This is a genomic window from Mesorhizobium sp. RIZ17 (assembly GCF_051127865.1).
Lineage (GTDB): Bacteria > Pseudomonadota > Alphaproteobacteria > Rhizobiales > Rhizobiaceae > Mesorhizobium > Mesorhizobium humile.
In genome coordinates, this window is record NZ_CP147861.1 from 5,779,778 (window position 1) to 5,799,957 (window position 20,180).

At 59.5% G+C, this 20,180-nt stretch carries 16 protein-coding genes; 10 read left to right on the plus strand and 6 right to left on the minus strand.

All coding sequences use genetic code 11. The features are described 5' to 3' along the window. Positions 1-4: 4 nt before the first annotated feature. Positions 5-811, plus strand: a complete 807-nt coding sequence (locus tag WDX12_RS28130) for an E2 domain-containing protein (RefSeq protein WP_434722769.1) — start codon at positions 5-7, stop codon at positions 809-811. An 8-nt stretch (positions 812-819) separates the two neighbouring features. After that, positions 820-1,398: a Pycsar system effector family protein gene (locus WDX12_RS28135; RefSeq protein ID WP_434722770.1), complete on the plus strand. Its 579-nt coding sequence runs from the start codon at positions 820-822 to the stop codon at positions 1,396-1,398. Between the two features lie 295 nt (positions 1,399-1,693). Here the strand turns inward: WDX12_RS28135 and WDX12_RS28140 are convergent, their stop codons facing one another. Further along, entirely contained in the window at positions 1,694-1,960 is a 267-nt protein-coding gene (locus WDX12_RS28140) for a helix-turn-helix transcriptional regulator (protein ID WP_434722771.1), read from the minus strand. A gap of 230 nt (positions 1,961-2,190) precedes the next feature. Between WDX12_RS28140 and WDX12_RS28145 the strand changes: the two genes are divergently transcribed. From WDX12_RS28145 to WDX12_RS28160, 4 genes are all read left to right on the plus strand, one after another. Then, on the plus strand, positions 2,191-2,550 hold the full coding sequence (locus tag WDX12_RS28145; RefSeq protein ID WP_434725719.1) for a DUF6634 family protein: 360 nt from the start codon (positions 2,191-2,193) through the stop codon (positions 2,548-2,550). A 293-nt stretch (positions 2,551-2,843) separates the two neighbouring features. Further along, on the plus strand, positions 2,844-3,680 hold the full coding sequence (locus WDX12_RS28150) for a metallophosphoesterase (protein ID WP_434722772.1): 837 nt from the start codon (positions 2,844-2,846) through the stop codon (positions 3,678-3,680). Continuing rightward, complete coding sequence (locus WDX12_RS28155; protein ID WP_434722773.1) at positions 3,677-5,929, plus strand: AAA family ATPase; 2,253 nt, start codon at positions 3,677-3,679, stop codon at positions 5,927-5,929. The genes WDX12_RS28150 and WDX12_RS28155 overlap by 4 nt, the downstream gene beginning before the upstream one ends. 93 nt (positions 5,930-6,022) lie before the next feature. Then, positions 6,023-6,787, plus strand: coding sequence for a metallophosphoesterase (locus tag WDX12_RS28160; RefSeq protein ID WP_434722774.1), 765 nt, complete (start codon positions 6,023-6,025; stop codon positions 6,785-6,787). A gap of 204 nt (positions 6,788-6,991) precedes the next feature. On the opposite strand, the gene WDX12_RS28165 is transcribed toward WDX12_RS28160, so the two are convergent. The 5 genes from WDX12_RS28165 to WDX12_RS28185 form a co-directional block, all read right to left on the minus strand. Further along, on the minus strand, positions 6,992-8,824 hold the full coding sequence (locus tag WDX12_RS28165) for an ATP-binding protein (protein ID WP_434722775.1): 1,833 nt from the start codon (positions 8,822-8,824) through the stop codon (positions 6,992-6,994). Further along, positions 8,821-9,867: an SIR2 family protein gene (locus WDX12_RS28170; protein WP_434722776.1), complete on the minus strand. Its 1,047-nt coding sequence runs from the start codon at positions 9,865-9,867 to the stop codon at positions 8,821-8,823. Before WDX12_RS28170 ends, WDX12_RS28165 begins: the two co-directional genes overlap by 4 nt. 778 nt (positions 9,868-10,645) lie before the next feature. Continuing rightward, positions 10,646-11,740 (minus strand): GTP pyrophosphokinase, encoded by a 1,095-nt coding sequence (locus WDX12_RS28175; protein ID WP_434722777.1) that lies wholly within the window; start codon positions 11,738-11,740, stop codon positions 10,646-10,648. Between the two features lie 118 nt (positions 11,741-11,858). After that, positions 11,859-15,161, minus strand: coding sequence for a UvrD-helicase domain-containing protein (locus tag WDX12_RS28180; RefSeq protein ID WP_434722778.1), 3,303 nt, complete (start codon positions 15,159-15,161; stop codon positions 11,859-11,861). Further along, on the minus strand, positions 15,161-17,794 hold the full coding sequence (locus WDX12_RS28185) for a PD-(D/E)XK nuclease family protein (protein WP_434722779.1): 2,634 nt from the start codon (positions 17,792-17,794) through the stop codon (positions 15,161-15,163). The genes WDX12_RS28180 and WDX12_RS28185 overlap by 1 nt, the downstream gene beginning before the upstream one ends. 543 nt (positions 17,795-18,337) lie before the next feature. Between WDX12_RS28185 and WDX12_RS28190 the strand changes: the two genes are divergently transcribed. The 4 genes from WDX12_RS28190 (at position 18,338) to WDX12_RS28205 (ending at position 19,767) form a co-directional block, all read left to right on the plus strand. Then, positions 18,338-18,511: a hypothetical protein gene (locus WDX12_RS28190; RefSeq protein WP_434722780.1), complete on the plus strand. Its 174-nt coding sequence runs from the start codon at positions 18,338-18,340 to the stop codon at positions 18,509-18,511. A 206-nt stretch (positions 18,512-18,717) separates the two neighbouring features. Further along, positions 18,718-18,903, plus strand: a complete 186-nt coding sequence (locus WDX12_RS28195) for a hypothetical protein (protein WP_434722781.1) — start codon at positions 18,718-18,720, stop codon at positions 18,901-18,903. Between the two features lie 183 nt (positions 18,904-19,086). Then, positions 19,087-19,512 carry a hypothetical protein gene (locus WDX12_RS28200; RefSeq protein WP_434722782.1) on the plus strand — a complete coding sequence of 142 codons (426 nt, stop codon included), beginning with the start codon at positions 19,087-19,089 and terminating at the stop codon, positions 19,510-19,512. Positions 19,513-19,632: 120 nt separating this feature from the next. Continuing rightward, positions 19,633-19,767: a hypothetical protein gene (locus WDX12_RS28205; protein ID WP_434722783.1), complete on the plus strand. Its 135-nt coding sequence runs from the start codon at positions 19,633-19,635 to the stop codon at positions 19,765-19,767. The last annotated feature ends 413 nt before the right edge of the window (positions 19,768-20,180 follow it).

The following is a 20,180-nucleotide window of genomic DNA, read 5'->3' on the forward strand; positions in this document are numbered from 1 at the left end:
GGCAATGTCAGCCCTCGCCCTCCTGGCTGAGACTGCACGCGACAACCACTCGGATCTGGTGAGGCTGGACGGCAATGTTGCGATCTTTGCCGTTCAGCCGGTCAACGCGTCCGGTGCACCCGCGACGCGGTTTCTTATCAAGGTCATTGATACCGGAGACAAGATAGTCGCCAAGGAAGCAAAAGCCGAACACCTCCCCTCCTTCTGCCCGGAGCGCCACATCAACTTTGACGGCACGTTCTGTCTCTATTGGGCCGAGGTCGAACCCCATGAAATCACCGACGCGGAGGCTGCCGGACGATGGTGGGGAAAGCTGCTCATCTTCCTTCTCAGGCAACGCACGGCGAGAGCGCTTCGAAGTTGGCCCGGAAAAGGCGAGGCGCGTGCTCACGGACCCGAAGCCGCAAGGTACCAAGCGGCGGCTGAAGCCAGCGCACTAAGGGTCGGCGCTGCTTTCGAGAAGGGATTGAAGGTAGGGCGTCTAACGACGTTGCGAAGGAGGCTCGGCGGCCACGATCGATTGCGGCTTCTTTTCGACGGCAGAAGGCTGCTTACAGTCGACGTCGCGAGCGGCCGCGTGATGACCCTGCGCCAGAGGTGCAAGTGCGACCGAGGAAGCGGATTACCGCTGGTGGCATGCTCCGACCATGCTCAGGTGTTCGCAGACCTCGCGGCAGCGCTTGAAGGCTGGCGCCTAGCCGAGGCGGAATTCTTCGCCAGATTCAAGGGTTCGCCCCTGAAGTGCTGCGGAACGATGGATGAGTGCGCCCTCCGGGACCTTGTCGGCACTGAACTGGCGAAAGCCGCATAGGAATTGCGATGGCTAAGAACGATCAGCAGGAAAGCTATGAAAAGGCCTTGGCTGCCAACCACGGTCGTATGATGGACCTCGTGAAATTCGCGGAAGCCAAAAACGCCGCACTGCTTACGTTCTGCTCCGTTTGGATGGGAACCATTATCGGAATCCTCCGCTCCACGGATGAGCCTCCAATGGGCTATCGAACTGCCTTCCTGGTGGCGCTACCGCTGCTAGCCGTGGCAGCGGTGGTGACGCTCACGTCCTTTATTCCAAGATTGCTGCACCATCTTCGCCCTGAACGCAAAGACCATAGCAACCTTCTTTACTTCGGTCACATTGCAACCCTGGAGATCGACGATTTCGGCCCGGCAGCCAAACAGCGTTACTACCCTGCAGAAAGCCAATCTTTTACTGACGAATATCTTCAGGACCTCGCAGTCCAGGTGGCGGTGCAGGCACGCATCGCCAATCGCAAATTCAAAACCTTCAACGCAGCCGGCCGCTTGGTCCTGGCTTCGTTTGTCTGCATGGCAGCTCCGCCAGTTGTCTGGGCCGTCCAAGTCGTCTGGGAAGCCGGCCAGAACTGGATAACTTCATAAACTAGGCATCAGCACCTGCCGAGTGGCGCTCTGGTGCCAACTACCCCAGCGCTGCCCGTTCGCCGGTAGAAGCAAATACAAGGCATTCAACGCAGGGCCGATATGCCGCAGCGCATCACCATCATATGCGATCTCCGGCCGCAGCGCGTGTCATCCGGCAGGAAGAATACGGCGGACCGCCAGCGGTCGGGATCGTCGGGAACCCGGGCATGAGCACGAACGTTGCCACCCTTCGAGCGTAGGTGCAACCGAGACGCACTCGACTGGCAGCGGAAGCCGCCGAAATTCGGTTCGCTTACTTAGATTTTCTCGATTTTCCGGATCTTCGCAGAGCCACGCTCGGACCATGGTCGGGGCCAGACGGCAAGAATACGACGCCCGCCTCTTCGAGCGCCGTTCGCACCCTGCCGACAACATCGAACGCAACCCCTTTCCCACCGGCTTCGATTCTAACGATCGTCTGACGTCCAACCCCCGCAAGCTCGGCCAAGTCCTCCTGGCTGAGCTCGAGCAGCGCACGTGCCACCCGCATCAATTGGATAGTCTCGGAAAATGACTCCATTGGACAACGAAGCGGCCGCTTATCGCCGTTGTCAACAATTGGTACAATATGTATCAGATAATCGACTCAAGGATTCGAATCAGGTACTCTGTGATACAACATCGAAGGAGAAGAGCCCCTTGATGTCGCACCTGCCCGGTGATTCGGCTGGTGCGGAACCAGCAGCGAGGGGGCCCTAGAAGATGCGGACCGCAATCCAGCGGCCGTCAGCAGTGCGAGAAAGCGATATCATGCACCTTTTCGGGAAAGCGAAAGGCGAGATCGATCGTGATGCCATCATTCGAGACATCAACAAGCTAGAAGCCCTTGTCGCCGACCTATGGGTGCTCGGAGTAAGCCCGTTTGATTGCGATCGATTGTTCAATGAAGCCACCCTTTCGGACGCTCCGATCCTGGAAAACTGGCGGCTTGGGGTGCGACCAGCGTTTTGCCTTGAGGGCCTGTCTACGGGACATCCACTGCTGCCTGGTTGCCGGCGACCCATCGCGACTTCAAATATCTGGGCCTTTTCGCCGCAACTTGGCTTGGCCCGGTCGCTTTCACGCTGGTTCCGTCTCGGAGAGCCATACGACCCGGCAAGGGAGTCCTGACGTGGCGAATGGTTCAGGCAGGAATCCTTGCAGTCGAGCGACCCGGCAACGCGGCAATCCACCGCCAGTTGGCCCCCGCCAGCCCAACAACCCATGGCCAAGGCAAGGGAAAGATCTTCACGGTCCCGAAGCACGGGCATCGCTGTGCCCAGGTAATCCGGACCGAGAGAGCCTAACGGGAGACATGCCGAGTACCGGAACCAGATCGTCGAGGAGTTCCTGGAGACGCGCCAGGAGGTCGAAGTGCAACCGTCCGCCCACTCGACACTGATCTGCAGAAAAGATGACCCGCCATGAAACTCTGGATTCTATCCGACCTCCACCTTGAGCTGCAGAACCCGATGTTCGTCGACAGCGCTCCCGAGGCGGACGTCATCGTATGCGCGGGCGACCTCTGCCTTGCCGACCAGCTCGGAGAATGCGCGCAATGGCTCATCGAGCGCTACGGGCTGCCCATCGTGTTCGTGCCTGGCAATCACGAGTTCTACTTCAGCGGTGGCGTTTGGCCACCGTCGGCAAAGGCCGCCAGCCACGTTCTGATGAAAGAAATCGCCGCCGCGTCCCGATCGTGGCCGCAGCGGCTTCATCTACTCGATGACGACGTGATCGAGCTTGGCGGCGTTCGCTTCGTCGGCGGCACCCTATGGACCGACTTCATGATGGACCTGAAGGACGACAGCCACTTTGCGTTGCGGATGAAATGGGCTCCCTCGCAGCTGGCGGACTTCTCCAGAATTTGGCTTGACGATGGCAAGCCGCTGTCGCCGTCCGCGATGCTTGGATTCCATCGGATGACCCGTGGCTTCATCGAGCGCCAGCTCGCGAACCCGTTCGACGGCCAAACGGTAGTCGTCACCCACCATCTTCCGCATCCGGACTGCACGCCGGCCGCCTATACGGACTGGGACACAAACTATCTCTTCGCCTGCGGCAAGGCAGCGTTCGAGGACATCCTGAATTCCGATTCCGCGCCCGCTCTCTGGATCTGCGGCCACACGCACCATCCCAGTGACGTCAGGGTCGGCCGGACAAGGATCGTCTGCAATCCACGCGGCTATCTCAGATCCGCATCCGAGCGCGCCAATGGCTTCCGCTGGGACCTGGTGATCGACACGGAGGACTTGCCATGACGGCGCGCCCACCAGCCGCGCAGGCGAACGTTGTCAGAACGGATCTCCTTGCCAGGGCGTATCTCGACATCCTCGCCCGGGAAGACCGAACGGACTCGAAATCCATGTTGCGAGCTGGATCGAGCGATCCCCTAGATCCGGTCGAGGTATTGCTCGAGGAACTCATGGACACGCCTGCCGAAGAACGAATCTCAATCCGTCCCGATCTGGCCGCCGTCGCCGTGCTGACCGCCCGCGCCATCGAGGCCGAGCCCGGCTTGACGAGGATATTGCGGCGCGGCGCGCCGGTTGTCGCAATCGCCACCCATGCGCCGGACCGGGTCGACGCGGTCGAGAAGGTCATCACTGCCTGCGCTTTGCCGTCCGAGCGCGTCGCCGTGACCAGCTTCCACCAGTCACGGTCCGGAGGGGTCGAGGCGCTCGTCGTTGCACGCGACGGAACGGAAAAGAGCCACAAGCCGGACAGCGGCAACGACATGATCGCCAGCGCTCTCCATGCGCGCTCGACCATCATCGGCATTGCCCCGGATCCCCGGCGGCAGCTGCCGCGCGACCTGATGCGCTCGGCGGAGTATCATCTTGTCCTGCCCGAGATCGATGACAGCGCGCTGGCGCTCGTCATTGAGGCGGTCACGGGCAAACGTGCGGAGCGTTCCATAGATCCCGCGGCTATTCGGCTCCTCGACATCGCGGATCTGGTGCTTGCGTTGAGGCCCGACCGCAGTCCTGAGGAATGCCTGGCGCGGCTTGAGGACCTTATCGCCAAGAAAGGGGAATTCCATTCCGAAGGTCCGGCACTCGAGGACCTTGACGGCTACGGCGAGGCAAAGGACTGGGGCCTCGACCTGGCCGCCGATTTCGCCGACTATAAGGCCGGCCGGATCAGCTGGGATGAAGTCGACAACCGAGGCCTCTTGCTTAGCGGTCCTCCCGGGGTTGGCAAGACGAGCTACGCCCGTGCGCTTGCGAAATCCGCACGGGTGCCGCTGGTGGCTACAAGCGTTGCCGACTGGAACTCGGCAAGTCACCTCGGCGGCACCTTGCAAGCCATCAAGGAAGCCTTCTCGCGCGCACGTCGACTCGCGCCGTGCATTCTCTTCATAGACGAGCTTGATGGGATCTCCGACAGGGCGCGCCTGACCGGAGACTATGTCGAGTACTGGTCGCAGATCGTGAATCTTTTGCTGGAACTCCTGCAGGGCGTCGAGGAGCGGCCGGGAGTCGTCGTCATCGGAGCCACGAACCATCCAGACATGATCGATCCGGCGGTCAAAAGAGCCGGGCGACTGGACCACGAGATCACGATCCAGAAGCCCGACGTGAAGACGCTCGCCAAAATCTTCCGCCACCACATCGGCGCTCAACTTCCAGGTGCTGACCTTATGCCTGCAGCGCTTGCCGCCGGTGGCGCCACCGGAGCCGATGTCGAAGCATTCGTTCGGAGGGCCCGGGGTGCCGCCCGCCGCGGCCGCCGGGCACTGCGGCTCGATGACCTTTTGGCCGAAGTCCGCTCGAAACGCGAGCCGCCGTCCCAGCAAATCCGGCGGCTGCTTGCAGTCCACGAGGCGGGCCATGCCGTCGTTGCCACCGTGCTCGGCTGTATGGAGGTCGTCGGCGTCTCGATCGGCGACCGGAGCGGCCTCACCGAAATCGAAAGGATCGACGGCAATGCATCGCTCAAGCATTGCAACGACATCATCGTCATGCTCATGGCCGGCCGCGCGGCTGAAGAGCTCCTGCTCGGCAGCCCGTCCGCCGGGGCAGGCGCCATGCCCGGCTCCGACCTGTCGCGTGCGACCGAACTCGCGAAGAACATCGAACTTCGGTTCGGGCTTGGCGAACTGGGTCCGGTCTTCGTTCCCGACGGGCTCAACGACCCCCTCACGGTCGTGCCCGGGCTGCTCGCCAGCGTAAGGAAACGCATCGATGGTGCCCTGTCGGACGCAAGGGGCCTGCTGAAGCAGAACCGGACGGCACTGGACGCGGTCGCGAAGGCCCTGGAACGATCGGGCTATTTGTCCGCCGCCGAAATCTCCGGACTCGTCAGTGCCGCGAACCACACAGGCAACAGGGACGATCTAGCCAGGGACCCCAAAGACACGCTGGGCGCCTCGCTCAGGATCGCGCGGGAACGGATCGAAGCCAGTCTGGCCGACGGAAACACCGACGAAGGCGGGGATGGAGAGGACGGGGAGCATGAGGCCCGTTCCAACCACGCTAGGCAGGAAGCCGGAGAGCGCTCCGGATAGGCGTCGCGGATCGAGAACCTGAAACCGCCCGCTCCGTCGGGGATTCACCTCCAAGTCCCGGCGTATGTAACCGCCAACCAAGGACTCGATCCCATGAAGATCTGGCTGTTTTCCGACCTGCATCTGGAAGTCGCCGACTTGCGGCAGCCGCTTTCCATTCCCGATGCTGACGTCTGTATCGTCGCCGGAGACCTTTGCCGCGCGCCCGCTAACGGCGTGTACTGGCTGGCCCAGAACATCGCCCCTGTGATTCCTTGCGTGTATGTCGCCGGGAACCACGAATTCTACAAAGGCGCCATCAAGGAAGGACTGGAGGACGGTCGCGCCGCCGCGGCTCGTTTCCCCGCGGTTCACTTCCTCGAAAACCAGGCTGTCATCATCGACGGCGTCCGGTTCCTCGGAGCCACGCTTTGGACCGACTATCGCATCATGGGGCATCAGCGGTTGGCGATGATGTATGCTAAGGATAGGATGAACGACTATCGGCAGATCGCGCTCCAGCGGAATCCTTGGCAGCGCTTCCTGCCGGAGACAGCCTACGGACTGCATCAGCAGTCGAAAAGGTTTATCGAGGTCGCCTTACGGTCGTCCAACATTCCCACCGTAGTGGTGACGCATCACCTGCCGCACCAGTCGTCCATTCCGAGACGATTCACGAGAGATCTCCTCAACGCGGCCTATGCCTCCGACTTGACCGGAGTCATCCAATCTGGACGGCCGACGCTATGGATCCACGGCCACACCCACGATAGTTGCGACTACCAGGTCGGCAATACTCGCATGGTGTGCAACCCGAGGGGTTATGAGGGTGAGAACACCGAGTTCGATCCAGCATTAGTTGTTCGGGTGGGCAGCTGAATCGACGCAACCTCGTCGGTTGGTTCCCGACGCATGAGGAACGGCAGCTTCGCGCCCTCAAGTCGGTCGTAGAGGTCGTCATCTCGCGCGCTCGAAAGCTGACATAGCTCCGCGGCGGCGCAATGCCTCTTGCACGCCAATAGCGGAAATCCAATCCGTTTACCCAAACTGCTAATCTGGTGTACGGCAAAGCGCCGGCCGCGGTCAGTCGTCGTGGGATAGCAAGGAGGCAAAGCGCAGCGTGGTACTCTTGGGCTGAAGGTGATGTTCGAGAGCCTTGATGTTGAGCTTTAACGGCATCTGGCCTGCCATGCCGCTGAAGATGCAGGTTCCCGTCGGCAACGTCGGAATCGACTCCTCCGTGAGCTCATCGATGTAGGACACGGCGCTCGCAATCGACTGCAGGTCCTTCTGGTTGATTAGGCGATGGATGAAGTAGTTGTGGGCCTGAGATGTGATGGTAGCCGAGATGTCGTTCGGTCTTTGGCTGGCGATCGTCACGAAGACGCCGAACTTGCGTCCTTCCTTGATGATCTCCTCGAATGTCTCGAGGCGGTAATCCTTCCACCCCTCGGTCTCTCTTGAGGACTCGGTAGACAGGATGTTGTGAGCTTCGTCGATCACGAGGTTGAGGGTCTTTCCCTGGAACAACATCTTGTGTTCTTGGTAGATGCGCCGGCAGAGAAGAAGCGGGATCGTTTTCTTCATTTCCAGATTGACGTCGTTGAGGTTGACTACAATGATGTTACTTTCGAATAGCTCTCCCTGAATTGCAGGATCGAATACCTTCCGGATGTCCTTCTGCTTGCTGCGCAGCTTGTTTATCACCGGCGCGATGTGCTCGTTCTGAGCGCGGTTCGCTAGCACGTCGTAGATCAGTTGGACGTAGGAGAAGGCGACGAAATCCTCGATGATATCGTCAGCGAATGCGAAATTGGCGACATGCTGATAAACAACCGTGTTCAATATCGCGGCAGGATCATCGCGCAGCCAGTGCTGACCGCATCTGAACTGCGAAGTGTTGTTATGCCATTCCAGATCCATGGCTATTTCGACTACGTTTCCAGCAGGGTCCTGCTCAGGAAGTAACTGACGCAGATAGTCGAAAAGCAGGTCGGCCCTGACCTTGTCGGACATCCTGAGAATCTGCGTAACCTGTTGACGGATCATGTTCCTCAGGTGCTCGGTCGGATCGTTCCCCTCCATGACCCTTTCGTACTGCGACAGAGCGCGACGCAGGAATGGCTTCTGAGTTTTCTCCGTGGCGTCCGAGATGATTGACAGCATTTCAATGTCCAGCAGTCCGGCGTTGCTCAGCGGAATTTTGTCTCCTTGGTCGTTGCGGGTCGAGAGATTGTAGACTGTCTTGTCACTAGCGATGCAATCCGTATGTGCGTATTCGCCGTTGAAGTCGAGCACCACGATTCGACAGTTTTCGTTGAAGGCCTCGGCGTTGATCGCCCTGAGTTCCGTGACGAAATGCTGGTAGAGCGTTGCGAGGGTGTTCGACTTCCCACTTCCCGTGTTACCGAAAATGGCGATGTGGCTGTTCATCAGTCCGTCGACCGGAAGTGCAATGTCATAGCCTTCGTACTCCGACGTCGCGATGTGCAGGGCGATGCCGTCCTCTGCGATCAGATTGTGGACCTGGAGCACGCGATCGCGAGTGAGCAGGAAGGCCTCGTTGCCGACAAGGGGCAGTTCCTTCGTCCCGCCGAAAAAATGACCCTTCCGGTCGATGAAGCCGACCAGCGATATGGAGAGGACACGACACCCGCGTACCATCGGCTCGGGGTCTTCCAATCGTGAGAAATCCGGATTCGCGTTCTCGCCGTCAACTTTCCCGATGAGACTCACGAAACCCTTTCGGATGTCGATGTAGCTGCCTACCGCGATGTTCCTCAAGAGGTCGCCGTCATAAAACAGCTCCGACAGGTTCTTGTCCCTGTCGACAGTCACGAGGATGCGCCGCCCGGTGACGCCCGAGACTTCGCCGACCCGGAGGACAGCCTCCTTTTGGAGACGGACGTCGCTCATGCGGGTCTGCCGCCTTGCGGAATCACCTGACGGAGGATCGAATTGAAGACCTTGAAGTCTGTCGGAGGTCCAGCGCCCGGATCGATAACGGTCACATTCCGGTTCTGTGAGAACTTGTCCGAGAACGCGGCAACGTTGGCGCTTGAATAGGCGAATATCAGTAATTGGGCGGTTGGATTGCGAAGCGCGCGGCGGGTGATGTCCAGGATATGCTCGTCCGCGAAAGAGAAGCCGAAGGCGATGAGCAGCGCGTTGTCCCTGTCCAAGCAGTTCGAATACAAGCGGAGCAAATCGAAATAAACCCGTTCAATAAGCGTCGATTCGAACTTGCGGACATTGGGCAGGATCACCGCCCGCTTGGCCAATGCGATGGATACGGCATCTGGATTGTTCTTCTGCACGTGGCCAGAAAGGGAGACGCCATCTGAGGCGAAGCAGATTTCCATGTCTCCGTCGCGTTGCCAACTCAGAGAGCCGTGCACCTTTATCAGGTTCGTGACGGGTAGTTCCGCGATCCGGTCGTTCGAGCTGCCAGATCGATAGGTCCTGTCAAAGTACTTCTCGGGCGAAAACACATACCTGCTTCCAACCGCTGATGTTCGGTCGAAGCCGTCGTTCAAGGTTACGTTTGGAAGCTTGGAGGCCGCCTTCTCGATGAAAAGGTCGTAGTTGGTGGTGAAGATGTTCGCCTGTCGGGGGAGCAGGATATTCTTCCGCTCGAACAGAATGCCGTCCACTGCGGAAAGGAAGTCGGTGTAATTCGCTAGCGTCTCGGTGATGGCTTGGTCGTCGATGTCCGCCAGCAGATCGACGTTCGTCTCCACGAGTTCCTCGATGAACTCGAGCGCCATGAGATCGGCGTCTGCGACGTTACCGCCGATCAGCAGACTGTTGATCTCCGCCTCGATGGTTCCCGCGACCTTAATCGCGGGCATAGAAGCTCCGGACCCGACCAGGAAGTTGAGGTTCCCAGACTGAATATAGGATTCAGTTAGCTTTCGTACGTCTTCAGGATTGTCCGAGAGCATCAGTGTACGCGCCATAGGATCGCCCTACGCCGTCAACTGGACAAGGTTCAGTTCTTCTCCCACGACGACCGGGCTCAATCCCAAATCGCGGACGTCGACCGCAGCCAGCCATGATCTGGCTCCTTGGACCGATAGGTTCGAGTTGGGAAAGTTTGGCTCGAGCGCGGAAGCCGCGATTCTCGATCGTCCAAGCTCCATGAATGACCATCCGGATTTGGCGGCCAACCCCAGCTCCAACGCGAGAGGAAAGTCCAAGACTTCGGCTACGCGCCCGTCGTTTCCAGTCTCTTGAAGCGCGGGTCCCGCTGCACACACGACTACGGTCGTCGCTAACGCAGCCAGTGCGCCCGTTACTTTCGTTTGCATTTCCCAACCCTCCAAAGTCGGTGAACCATCGCCCTGGCGCGGAGAACGTGTCAAGCAATGACTTCGTTGTCAGCGAATGGAATGCCGTAGACCTGGAAAGCAATACGACGGGGCTTACTGGCAAGCATAAAGGCTCAAAGCAAACAGGCCCTGCTTGCGTAGCCGATAGGATTCGTGAATATGGCTCCTGGGTTGTATAAGGGGGTTCCATGCGTCGCGTGTGCAGTGTGGGCGTTGCTGCGTTGTTGGCGGCTTTTTCTTTGCGAGCTAAGAGCTCGGCATCAGCGCTTTCCGAGTTCAGAGCCGCAAGGATGGGCAAGAAGCGTCGGCGCTGAAACGAGTCGTACATCTGGAAATGTAGGCTACCAAGACTCGGTCTCTAAGAACTGACGGCCGGTAAGCGACCTTGCGGCTGGCAACCAAACTATCATCCGCTCCCGGTCGCTTCCGCAGCTCGCCATTCGTCGAATGTCGCTCGCGCGCGGTCGGTCAACATGGAGCCGAACTTGTCGGCATCGGCCGCGTAGAGGCAATGCCGCATGACCGTGAACGAGTTCATCATCCCGCCGTCAGTTCTCGCCTCAAAGTCCGTTTTGTATCGCCGGACATCGCCGATCGTCTCCTTCATGTAGAAGTTGAACTTGCCGCGCGATATGCCGGGATCAAGTTTAGTGACCTCCTGCGTGAAGCCATCAATTTTGTAAGCTTCAAATTCCTCGTCTTTGAAAAAGTGTTTCGCGATGCGGAGCAAGCTGAACGCGTCGAGAGGTGTGTAGCCGCCTGATTTCTTTCCGGTTGGCGTGCGGGCGGGTTCCGGTTCCGGGCTCGCACTCTCCGCCTCGATCGTTACGTACTCTTCGGTGCGGTTCAACGCCTCGGTCGTTCCTTCGCGAATTTCGCGAAACTCGCGGTCGGCGAGTTCGAAGAGGGCGGCCAGAGTGTTGATGCGCCGCTTCAGCTCGATAGGAATAGATTTCTTGTACTTGATCTTATGGTCCAACACACTCCAGGAATCTTGGACCACTGTGCGGATCTGCAACTCGAAGGGAAAGTCGCCGTAGGCGGCATACTCCTTCATTCCGCGCCTGCCCTCGGTGAGCCTTAGGTCCATGTGCAGGCCCTTGTAGCCGAAGGCATTGTCCGTTTCCTGCATCTGGGCCGTCTTGTCGGTGATTTCGAGCACCTCGAACTCCCCAGTGACGAGATCGCGTACGCGCTCAACCTCGTCTTCATAGAAGCAGACGATCCGAAGCCCCAGAAGATCGGTGATGTGGTTTCGAATCGAATAGGGAATCTTAGAGCTTTCCAGTTCCGTTTGGTATTTTCGACGGAACTTGCTGAGGCACTCCTCTCGATCTTTCACGCGCCCTTCAACCTTGGCTCCGGCGATCGCCGGATCGGTGGCTAAAAGTGAGCGGAGGAGCGTCTCCATTGCGGCTTTGGCGGACGCCATCTTGTCGCGGGAGGCATCATAGAAATCCCTAAAGACGATCTTTTCGTTCTCGTAATCCAGCGAAGGCATGCGCCCCCCTTCTTCGCATCCCGGATGTATCACACTTAAATAGCTCGAAATGCCTCTACATAGAAAGTGGATACAAGCTAGTGCGGCAGTACTGCATTGCGGTGCGTGGCTGGTGAACTCAATTCGCGTGCAGGACGGACACGATTTCACCGGTAGTCATAAACACGATCGCGCCCTGTGGCGCGGAGATTGCCTGTAGGTAGCCTTGCAACTGCTGGACATACGCAACGCGGTGCAGGCTTGTGTCGCGATCGCTCTTCCAGTCCAGAACCTCCAGCACTTTGCCATCCTCGATTGCGATCGCGTCGACACGGCCGGCGAGAAGATTGCCGGGCTTTATCTCGCCCCAGACAGACAATTCGGGCACAAGCACGGGCAAGAGTCGCTGCACATAAGGCAGCCAGTAGGTCTGCAACGCTGTCGCTGCGAGTTCGCTTGGAACCGGGAGAGATGCCTCCTCGGATTCGATGGCAAGAAGTTCGTTGAGAAGATGTCCAGCGCGTGCCGCAACATCATCCTGGGGCGATAGTTCGCCCGTCAGAAGTTCCTCCATAAGCTTGTGAAGGACCAGCCCGCGAGTCCTGCCGGCGCCTATGGGCTCGACATATTCGAACGCGCCGCTTGGTTCGCTCGCCAAGGTCGGTGGGAGGATTTCGGCACGATCCGCATCGTGGGCACTAGGATTGATCCAGTGCAGTGATGGCGAGGCTGCCTGAACGATGGCGGATTGCCGTGCGAAAGTATCCGCATCCTGAGGCAACGCGGCGGCGTCGAAATCCGGCGGCGTTCGCGGCTCCAGCTGGTTGAACTGCAATTCCTCAAGCAGGTCGAATCTCAGGTTGAGCAGTTTCGACCATGCACCTGGCTTGGCCGAGGAAAGATTGGGAACGACCAGCAGATCGCGGGCGCGCGTAGAGGCGACATACCACATACGTTGATGTTCCAGCGTCTGACGCTGCGCTTGCTCCTCGCGAGCAAGCTTGAGCGCAGAGGAACAGACGCCGCCGATGATCCAGTGCAGCGTGTTGTCGGACTGGCGATGGACGAAGCGCTCGGAGGGTCTTGCACGCGTGCCCATGTTGATGGGGATGACCACCGGCCACTCAAGGCCTTTGGCGCTGTGAATGGTCACAATCTCGACCGCGTCCTTCGACGCGTCGATCCGGCCCTCCTGCCGCGAGGCGCGACGGTCCCAATCGAGCTGGAGATGACGGAAGAAGGACCGGAGCCCCCGGACGTCGAATGGCCGCGCCAGTTCAACGATGCGATCAAGATTGGCAAGAGAGCGCGCTGCACGGTTGTTGCCGCTTCGCGCAGACAGTGCGACGCGCAGTTGAAGCTCCTCGATAGCCTCGGCCAACAAAATGCGCGGGGTCGTGAAGTTCACCCTTGCTCGGAGTTTTTGCAGGATTTCGAGGATTGAACTGGCGATGGGATGGGACACCAGAGCCGGCGGTGTCGTGATGTCAAAAAGGCCAGTCGGTGCAGCGGCAGGTCCGGCCTGATGGACCTCTTCGGCAATGTCGAGCAGCTCTTCATCGGTTAGACCCACCATGGGTCCACGCATGAAAGCACCGAAGGCAAGCCGGTCGCGCGAATCCGCCAGCGTGCGCAGCAGCGCCAGAACGTCCTGGGTCTCCTGCTGGAGTAACAGCGTCTTGCCAGCCTGCGACGCGACGGCAAGCCCGAGCGCCTCCAGTGCCCGTTCGTAGCGCCAAAGGTCAGTGCCGGTTGGCGCGAGCAGGGCAATGTCGCCCGCTTCAAGTAGGCGGCGCCTGCCATCGTGCTCGTCTTCGATCTCGATTGCACCGACCAGTTTCGAACATATCCGCGCAACGATCGCCGCCTCGTCGTCGCGCTGCTCGGGCATACTCGCCGTTCGACCGTCGCCAATGGTCACGTGGGAAGCGGAAGGCAGTCCATGGATGGCGCCTTCACGTGTTGCGGTGAGTGCGCCATAACTTGGCTGACCGTCAGCATCAAGAACGGGTTGGAACGCGGCGTTCACGTAGTCAATGATGCCTGGCTGGCAGCGAAAGTTGGCCCCGATATGGACAATGCGGTCGTCCCCCAGGCGTGCAATCGTCCGCTTCGCCTGATTGTAGCTGTCGATATCGGCACCACGAAAGGCGTAGATGGATTGCTTGGGATCGCCGACCACGAACAGCGCCCCGTCGCGAAGGTCGGCATCCTGCCAGCGATCGGGCATGGCGCGCGCCGCTATCGAAAACAGGATGCTCGCCTGGATCGGGTCGGTGTCCTGAAATTCATCGACCAGGATATGCGCAAAACGTCGACCGACTGCCTCGCGCACGGCATCGTTCTTGGTCACAAGGGCTTGGGCACGCTGCAGGAGGTCGTCGAAGTCGAGGACAGCCGCGTCGCCCTTGCGCTCGACATAGAGATCGGTCACGGGATCGAGCGCACGTGACATCTGATCGACCATCCCATCGCCGATCTGGCCGAGGAGTTCTGCGAATTGCGTCTCACAGTTATGGGAATGCGCCTCGGCCTGCTGAGCGAGTTCTGGTCCTTTGTCCTTGCCATAGGCCGATTTCCAATGGCCGAGATTGCGCTGTTTTTTGAAGGCGAACTCGTTCCATTTCATTGAGGCAGTACGCGGCGGGTCGGCAAGTTCCCGTAGCCGAGCAAAGGTCGGCTGCATCTCGAAGCAGCTCTCGTAGAATGCGGCGAGGGTTTCGAATTCCGCAACCAGGGCTCCGGTGCGGCCTTCCTTGGGATAGTCCACTTGCCAGCGTCTGAACGCACGGACGCTCTCGACAAAATCGATATCCTTGCGCAGCGAGAAGTCGATCGAAGCCGTGCCGGCCCCTGGATGCTCCAGCTTGAGCTTGGCAAGGTCGAAGCTATCCTTGACGACCTTCAACGGTTCGAACTTGGAGAGGACCGCGACCGGATCCTCGCCCTCCCTGGTTTGTATTGAGAGACGCTCGAACAGCCATTTGGAGATGACGCTCTCGAACATCGCGTCGGCCGCAGGCCCATCCATCATTCGTGATCCGGGATCGAGTCCCGTTTCGACGGAATAGGCCATGATAATCTGCTGGCACAACGCGTGAATCGTGCACGCGGTTAGCTCATCGAAGGCATCGATTGCCGACTTGAGGACTGCCTTTTTTTCGTCGAGCAGCTCAAGGGTTACAGCGCCGCGCAAGACCTTCGGGATTTCTCCTCCCAGCAGTTGGGCTGCGTATTCGCGAATGCGCAGCGACAGCTCGCTGGCAGCCAGTTCGGTAAACGTAATCGCGGCGATGCTGCGCGGCGGCGCACCGTACAACATCAGCATGACGACGCGGCCGGCAATCAGTGACGTCTTGCCCGTGCCCGCAGCCGCTTCGACCAGCAATGTCCTGTCGAGTTCAGTGAGAACGCGACTGCGCTCGAGGGCATCGCTCAGCATCACAGCTCCCTCCAAAGAGGTGCAAGCTTGTGCTGCACGGCGTTGAAACCTTCATCCTTGCGCCCTTGGTAACGATCGAGCGCCGCAGGCAGCGCGATCCTGACTTGGTTGTAGTCAGCGAACGCATCTGGTCCCGGATAGGCGATCCCAGCTCTGAGCCCTTCGACTGCGATATCGATGAAGCGTAGCAGCTTCTCTTCAGCTTGCTCGAGCACGTCGCCTTCAAGGCGCGCCGGAGGTTCCACGGTATCAAGGTAGACCAGACGGGAGATGATCGTGCTTGCCTCGGGGATGAGCTGTTTGATCGCGGCGGCGTAGAGTGCGCGCTGAACTTCCGCTCCGCCGCCGAGGACGACGTCGCGAAGATCGCGCGGCGTCTTGCCGGTCTTGTAGTCGGACATCCGGACACCACGGCGGTCCGGCTTCACGTCGACACGGTCAATGCGGCCTTTCAGCGGAATCCCGAAACGGCCGATCAAGACCTGTTGGTCTTCGCGCCAGGGATCGGAACGCTTTGCCTGCGACTCAGGCGTGCCGAACGGCACCTCGCTAAAGCTTTGCGTACCAGGGCCGAAGCGGTCATCGACCGTCAGTCCGCGGCGGGCCCGTCGCCGCGCCTCTTCGATCGTGTCCAACCAAAGCAAGCTCGGCGGCACTGCCCGGGTTAGCGGCCAGTCCTCCGCGAGGCTTCTGGCCGCGACCTCAAGGGCGCTATCGATTTCTTCTGGCGTTGCGCTGACAAGGTTGGGCATGCGCTCGACCGCGAGGCGCAGCAATTCATGCACGAGCTCGCCGAACGTCTTCGCATCGAGTTGCAGCGGCTGGACCGCGAGCTCAGGCGCGGTCATCCCTAACACCCTCAGCCACACATAGCCCAAGGGATCACGCAGAAGCCGCCGGAGCGAGGTAGCGGATTGCGGCAAGCTCAGAGCGCGCAGAATGGCCGGATGGTGCTTTCGGAACCCGCCGTCATGTGGCGTTGTCTCGAGCCTGCGCGTCCAGTCGGCCCAGCAAGAAATAACGCTTTGTATGCGCGGCAAGGCGAGCGCATCACTGGTACGAGCCAATAGACGATCACCTTCGCTAAACGCATGCTCCGGCGTTCGCGTCCGGGAAAGAGGACGCTCGGCAACCCGATGCTGTAGCAATCCGCTCTTGGCGAGGAACGCGCCTTCCGCCGATCGCCTGCTGCGCGACAGGGTAACCTTCGAATTTGGGTGGCCGGTCAGGATCTCAAAGGCCAGCAGATCGCGCTCAAGTCGGGGCAGGTCCACCAACTCGTGCTCGTTGAGCACATGCTCGGGCAGGAGCGGGTCCGCATTGTCGCCGCGCGGCCAGCTTCTGCTCGAAAGTCCAAGAAGACGCATGTGCTTTCGTGGCGCACCAACCAGGTCCGCCGCCCGTGCCCAGACCACATTGTTGGCAGGGTCGCTCTCATCTGCGATGCGCAACGACGCCAGGGTCATCTCCATTGCTGCGGCCGGCGCCAAACGAAGCGCCTCCTGCCAGAGCCCAAGGCTGCTGCCGCGCAAGAGCGACTTTCCGAGTTTGACTGCAGCTTTTGCGCCGCCCACTAGGTCGTAAAGCACTGGCATTACAATCGTTGCGATTGGGGGCCCCTCGGAAGGCGACAGTGTCTCTAGACTGCGCGCCCAGTGCTCCGGCTCGAACAGTCCTGCCTCGGTGGGGATTCCTTTCATCCAATCAGCCGGAAGCGCCTCCGACAGGTACGGGGAGAGCAGCGACAGACGACGAATGCGATCCTGCGACAGACCGTTGATCATAACGTCGGCGAGCGCCGCGCAGGTCTGGCCAGCGCGCGTGCTCAGGGCTGAAACGCCGCCAGCGAAATGGATCGGGAGATCAGCGTCCGTAGCCAGGACCAGCATGTGATCATCCCACACGCTCAGGTCAGCACTGGCGATCGCGATATCGCAGGCCTGTGTCACGCCATCGCTCAACAACCCACGCGCCCAGCGAAGCGCTTCAACCACCTCCGCGCGTGGGTCGGCGCAAACCTCACATATCAGATGTTCGGGAGGCTGCAGAGGTGTCGCCAGAATCGTACCAGGAAACCAGGTCCGGTCGCGCATCCCTGGTGCGTCCCACGTAATTTCGACGACCGTGGTGAGTGCTTTGATGAGCGGCCGCCACAGCGGGTCGACGGAAACAAGCCGGTGGAGATAGAGAGGGCCGAAGACCGTGGGCGCATGAACGACGCGTGCAAGCGCCCGATCGCGCAAGTCGCCGGGCAACAGCGCGCCGATTGGAAGATGCTCGCGCAGAAAGCCTTCGATGTGACCAAGGTCGCGCAGCCGGGCACTCGGATTGAGCGGATCGTCAAGCCGAATGTCGGCGGCCCATACACGATCCAGACTAGCGAGGACGGCCCTCGCCATGCCAGGTCTTGCCTTGACCTTTTCGAGCTCTTCGAAAGTGATTTCTGCGAGTGCTTGTGCGACGATTGGTACAAGGGTTGCGTGATCGGCTGGACGGCTGAAACCACCCGCGAGGCGAGCCGCCAGCAGCGGGACAGTGGTGACGTCGAGGCCATGGTCACCCACTTGAGCGGCTGCGACACGCTGCATGCGAAAGGCTAAAGTGCCCTCGACGACGACGGTGTGACGTTCCATGGTGGCAAGGACATTTGTTGCGGAGCTGCAGGCCAGACTTCCGACGGTAGGTTCTGACGCATCCTAGATTAGAGACTCTGAACTGCAAGGCTGCCGCGTACAAAAGCGGTGACAACCCTTTAAGGTTGCCTGCCAACGCGGTTGCGGGATCGTACTCGGCAGCAAGTTTCGGCTTGCCAAAGAGAGGTCTGGCTGACCCATTTCGGAGCGGCAGTTGATTGGCAGTTCCGGTCAAATAGCGGACTGACAGCTTGCGGCTCCCAACCGGCCACTCGCAACGCGAGATCATGTCGTAGGTTGCGGTAATGCCATCTCGGGCTGTCGGCGGAGTACAGCAACGGGCGACGTGTCGTCCGCGGGCTGATCCAGTAGGTCCTCAGATCGTCAATCAAGGTTTCGAGTGGCCAGACAGAGAGGATGGCGGCGTATCCCCCACGAAATAAAATTCGAGCCGGTGAAGATCGGCACAATCAACACCAACACAGGTCGGAGAAGCATTATGAGTTACGCAATTATCGGTTTCGGCGCGGAGGAGAGCGAGGCATGAGGCTCAGCATCCGCGCCAACAGCCTGTCGCCGTCGAAGACTTCATCAACACGCACGCGCGCATCGGCGATGGCCGCGAAACGAACGCCAAGCAACGCCGAGTGCGGAGATCGCGTCGAAAGAGTGGAGGCGTGGTTGCCGGACGATGACTGCGACACGAGCGCCGGATAACCGGAAAGTCGGTCAGGAAACGGGCCTGATCGCTGGGTGGCCGTCGGGTGTCAGCGGCTCCGTTGGCATTGCAGATTTCGTCGCTCCAAGCATCCCAGAACCAGATGGCGCAATGTCACGAGCGCTCAAGGGGTTGTGGTCGATCAGAATCCGAATGAGCATGAAATATCGGCGGCTATCGCCGTGAAAGAAGGAAGGTGAGCGAAGTGTACGACAACAGCATCGACCTCCTGGTCAACCAGGCATTCAATGTATCCCAGCGGCTCCGCTCCTCACAGTCAAAGCGCGACCGCGAGGATGCCAAGCGGCTCTCTGATGCCGTCCGGGCAGTCCTTGCTGCCAAGACGGCAAAGACGGAAGTTCTGGCCGCCTGCTTTCGCAGTTTTGAATAGGTCATCTCGATCGAGATCGGTCGAATATGGCGGCAGGAACAGGAGCCAGGCGCCCCCTTTGGCGAACCAACTGGGCTGCGCGTTCGGTTTTGTGGAAGCCCACATTGTCGAGGATGACGATGTCGCCGGGCGACTTTTCGGGAGCGAGTTGCGTTTCGACGGAGTCCTCGAAGAAGAACCGTCGTGATTTGCCTAGCGTTCGCCTTTCGGCTGAGTTCCTGCTGCGGGATCTCCTGCTCTCTCATGTTCTCGCCGCCTACATCGGCGCAGACCCACCTTATGGCCATCCCGCTCGCGGTGCTGGTCGGCGCACAGATGTATCTCCACGGCCTTGCGGCGCTGCTTTTGGTTCGAGGGTTGCTCGAACTCGGCATGTCGCCCGGCGCAGCAATGGCGCTCCTCGTTTTAGGCGGCGCGGTGAGGATCTGGGGTGTCATGGACGTCGCCTTGGTCCTCAGGCCGGCAACTATCGCCCTGTTCATGGCGCTCGCGGTCTCGGGATCATTGGTCATAGGCTATGTCTTCCAGGCGCTCTGGACGCTTCGGCCTGGTAGTGCTGCGAAACAGCTTGATCGACGACGCAATCAACGCCGCCGGGACCAAGCTTGAGAACGCCAACATTCGCGGATCGAGGTCGCTCGACGCCTACCGGCGCGGCGTGCAGGCCGGTGACGCGGTCGTTCTCAATCGCGGCGTGAGAGACCCGGCGGAAGCCCAGCGGAAGACTGCGTGATCATCAACGCCCTTTGTTGTTTGGCCGCTCTGGCCGTGCCTTATCCTCAATTAAAGCTTGCTGAGGCGCACCGCTTTGAATCTCTGTCGGCTTATCCTCAACATCATCTGGCAGGCCCCACTTTTCCCTGACCTGCCCCTCGTACCGATCAAAGTTTTGATAGCGCGTTTCAGCCTCGCTTATGCCCCATAAAATCATCCCGCTATAAGAAAAGCAACTATTGAAACAATGAACACTATCGAGCCCGGAAACAAGACAAATAGCGGCTCTCCATTTTGCGTTTGATTTATAGCATCCAGTATCAGTGTGACGCTTCCAGCCATTACAGCTAAGATAGAACCCGTCGCAAGAGAGATGTAATACACATACCGGTCTCTTTTTCCCGTTCTAAAAGCCTTAATAGTTCGGTAATTGTTCCATCTGGCATTTCGTCTCTTACTAAGCTTCCTTTCTCGCTGCTTATAGACAAAGTCGTTTACAGTGGGACTGACGAAAAGCATTGCAAAGTTGCTACTATGCCAGCGACTGTGAAAACAGTACCTAG

Excerpts from the sequence above, each read along its gene's own strand:
- WDX12_RS28140 (WP_434722771.1), bottom strand. The coding sequence starts at position 1,960 with ATGGAGTCATTTTCCGAGACTATCCAATTGATGCGGGTGGCACGTGCG.
- WDX12_RS28155 (WP_434722773.1), top strand. The coding sequence starts at position 3,677 with ATGACGGCGCGCCCACCAGCCGCGCAGGCGAACGTTGTCAGAACGGAT.
- WDX12_RS28160 (WP_434722774.1), top strand. The coding sequence starts at position 6,023 with ATGAAGATCTGGCTGTTTTCCGACCTGCATCTGGAAGTCGCCGACTTG.
- WDX12_RS28190 (WP_434722780.1), top strand. The coding sequence starts at position 18,338 with ATGAGGCTCAGCATCCGCGCCAACAGCCTGTCGCCGTCGAAGACTTCA.
- WDX12_RS28130 (WP_434722769.1), top strand. The coding sequence starts at position 5 with ATGTCAGCCCTCGCCCTCCTGGCTGAGACTGCACGCGACAACCACTCG.
- WDX12_RS28180 (WP_434722778.1), bottom strand. The coding sequence starts at position 15,161 with ATGCTGAGCGATGCCCTCGAGCGCAGTCGCGTTCTCACTGAACTCGAC.
- WDX12_RS28145 (WP_434725719.1), top strand. The coding sequence starts at position 2,191 with ATGCACCTTTTCGGGAAAGCGAAAGGCGAGATCGATCGTGATGCCATC.
- WDX12_RS28165 (WP_434722775.1), bottom strand. The coding sequence starts at position 8,824 with ATGAGCGACGTCCGTCTCCAAAAGGAGGCTGTCCTCCGGGTCGGCGAA.
- WDX12_RS28185 (WP_434722779.1), bottom strand. The coding sequence starts at position 17,794 with ATGGAACGTCACACCGTCGTCGTCGAGGGCACTTTAGCCTTTCGCATG.
- WDX12_RS28150 (WP_434722772.1), top strand. The coding sequence starts at position 2,844 with ATGAAACTCTGGATTCTATCCGACCTCCACCTTGAGCTGCAGAACCCG.
- WDX12_RS28135 (WP_434722770.1), top strand. The coding sequence starts at position 820 with ATGGCTAAGAACGATCAGCAGGAAAGCTATGAAAAGGCCTTGGCTGCC.
- WDX12_RS28175 (WP_434722777.1), bottom strand. The coding sequence starts at position 11,740 with ATGCCTTCGCTGGATTACGAGAACGAAAAGATCGTCTTTAGGGATTTC.
- WDX12_RS28170 (WP_434722776.1), bottom strand. The coding sequence starts at position 9,867 with ATGGCGCGTACACTGATGCTCTCGGACAATCCTGAAGACGTACGAAAG.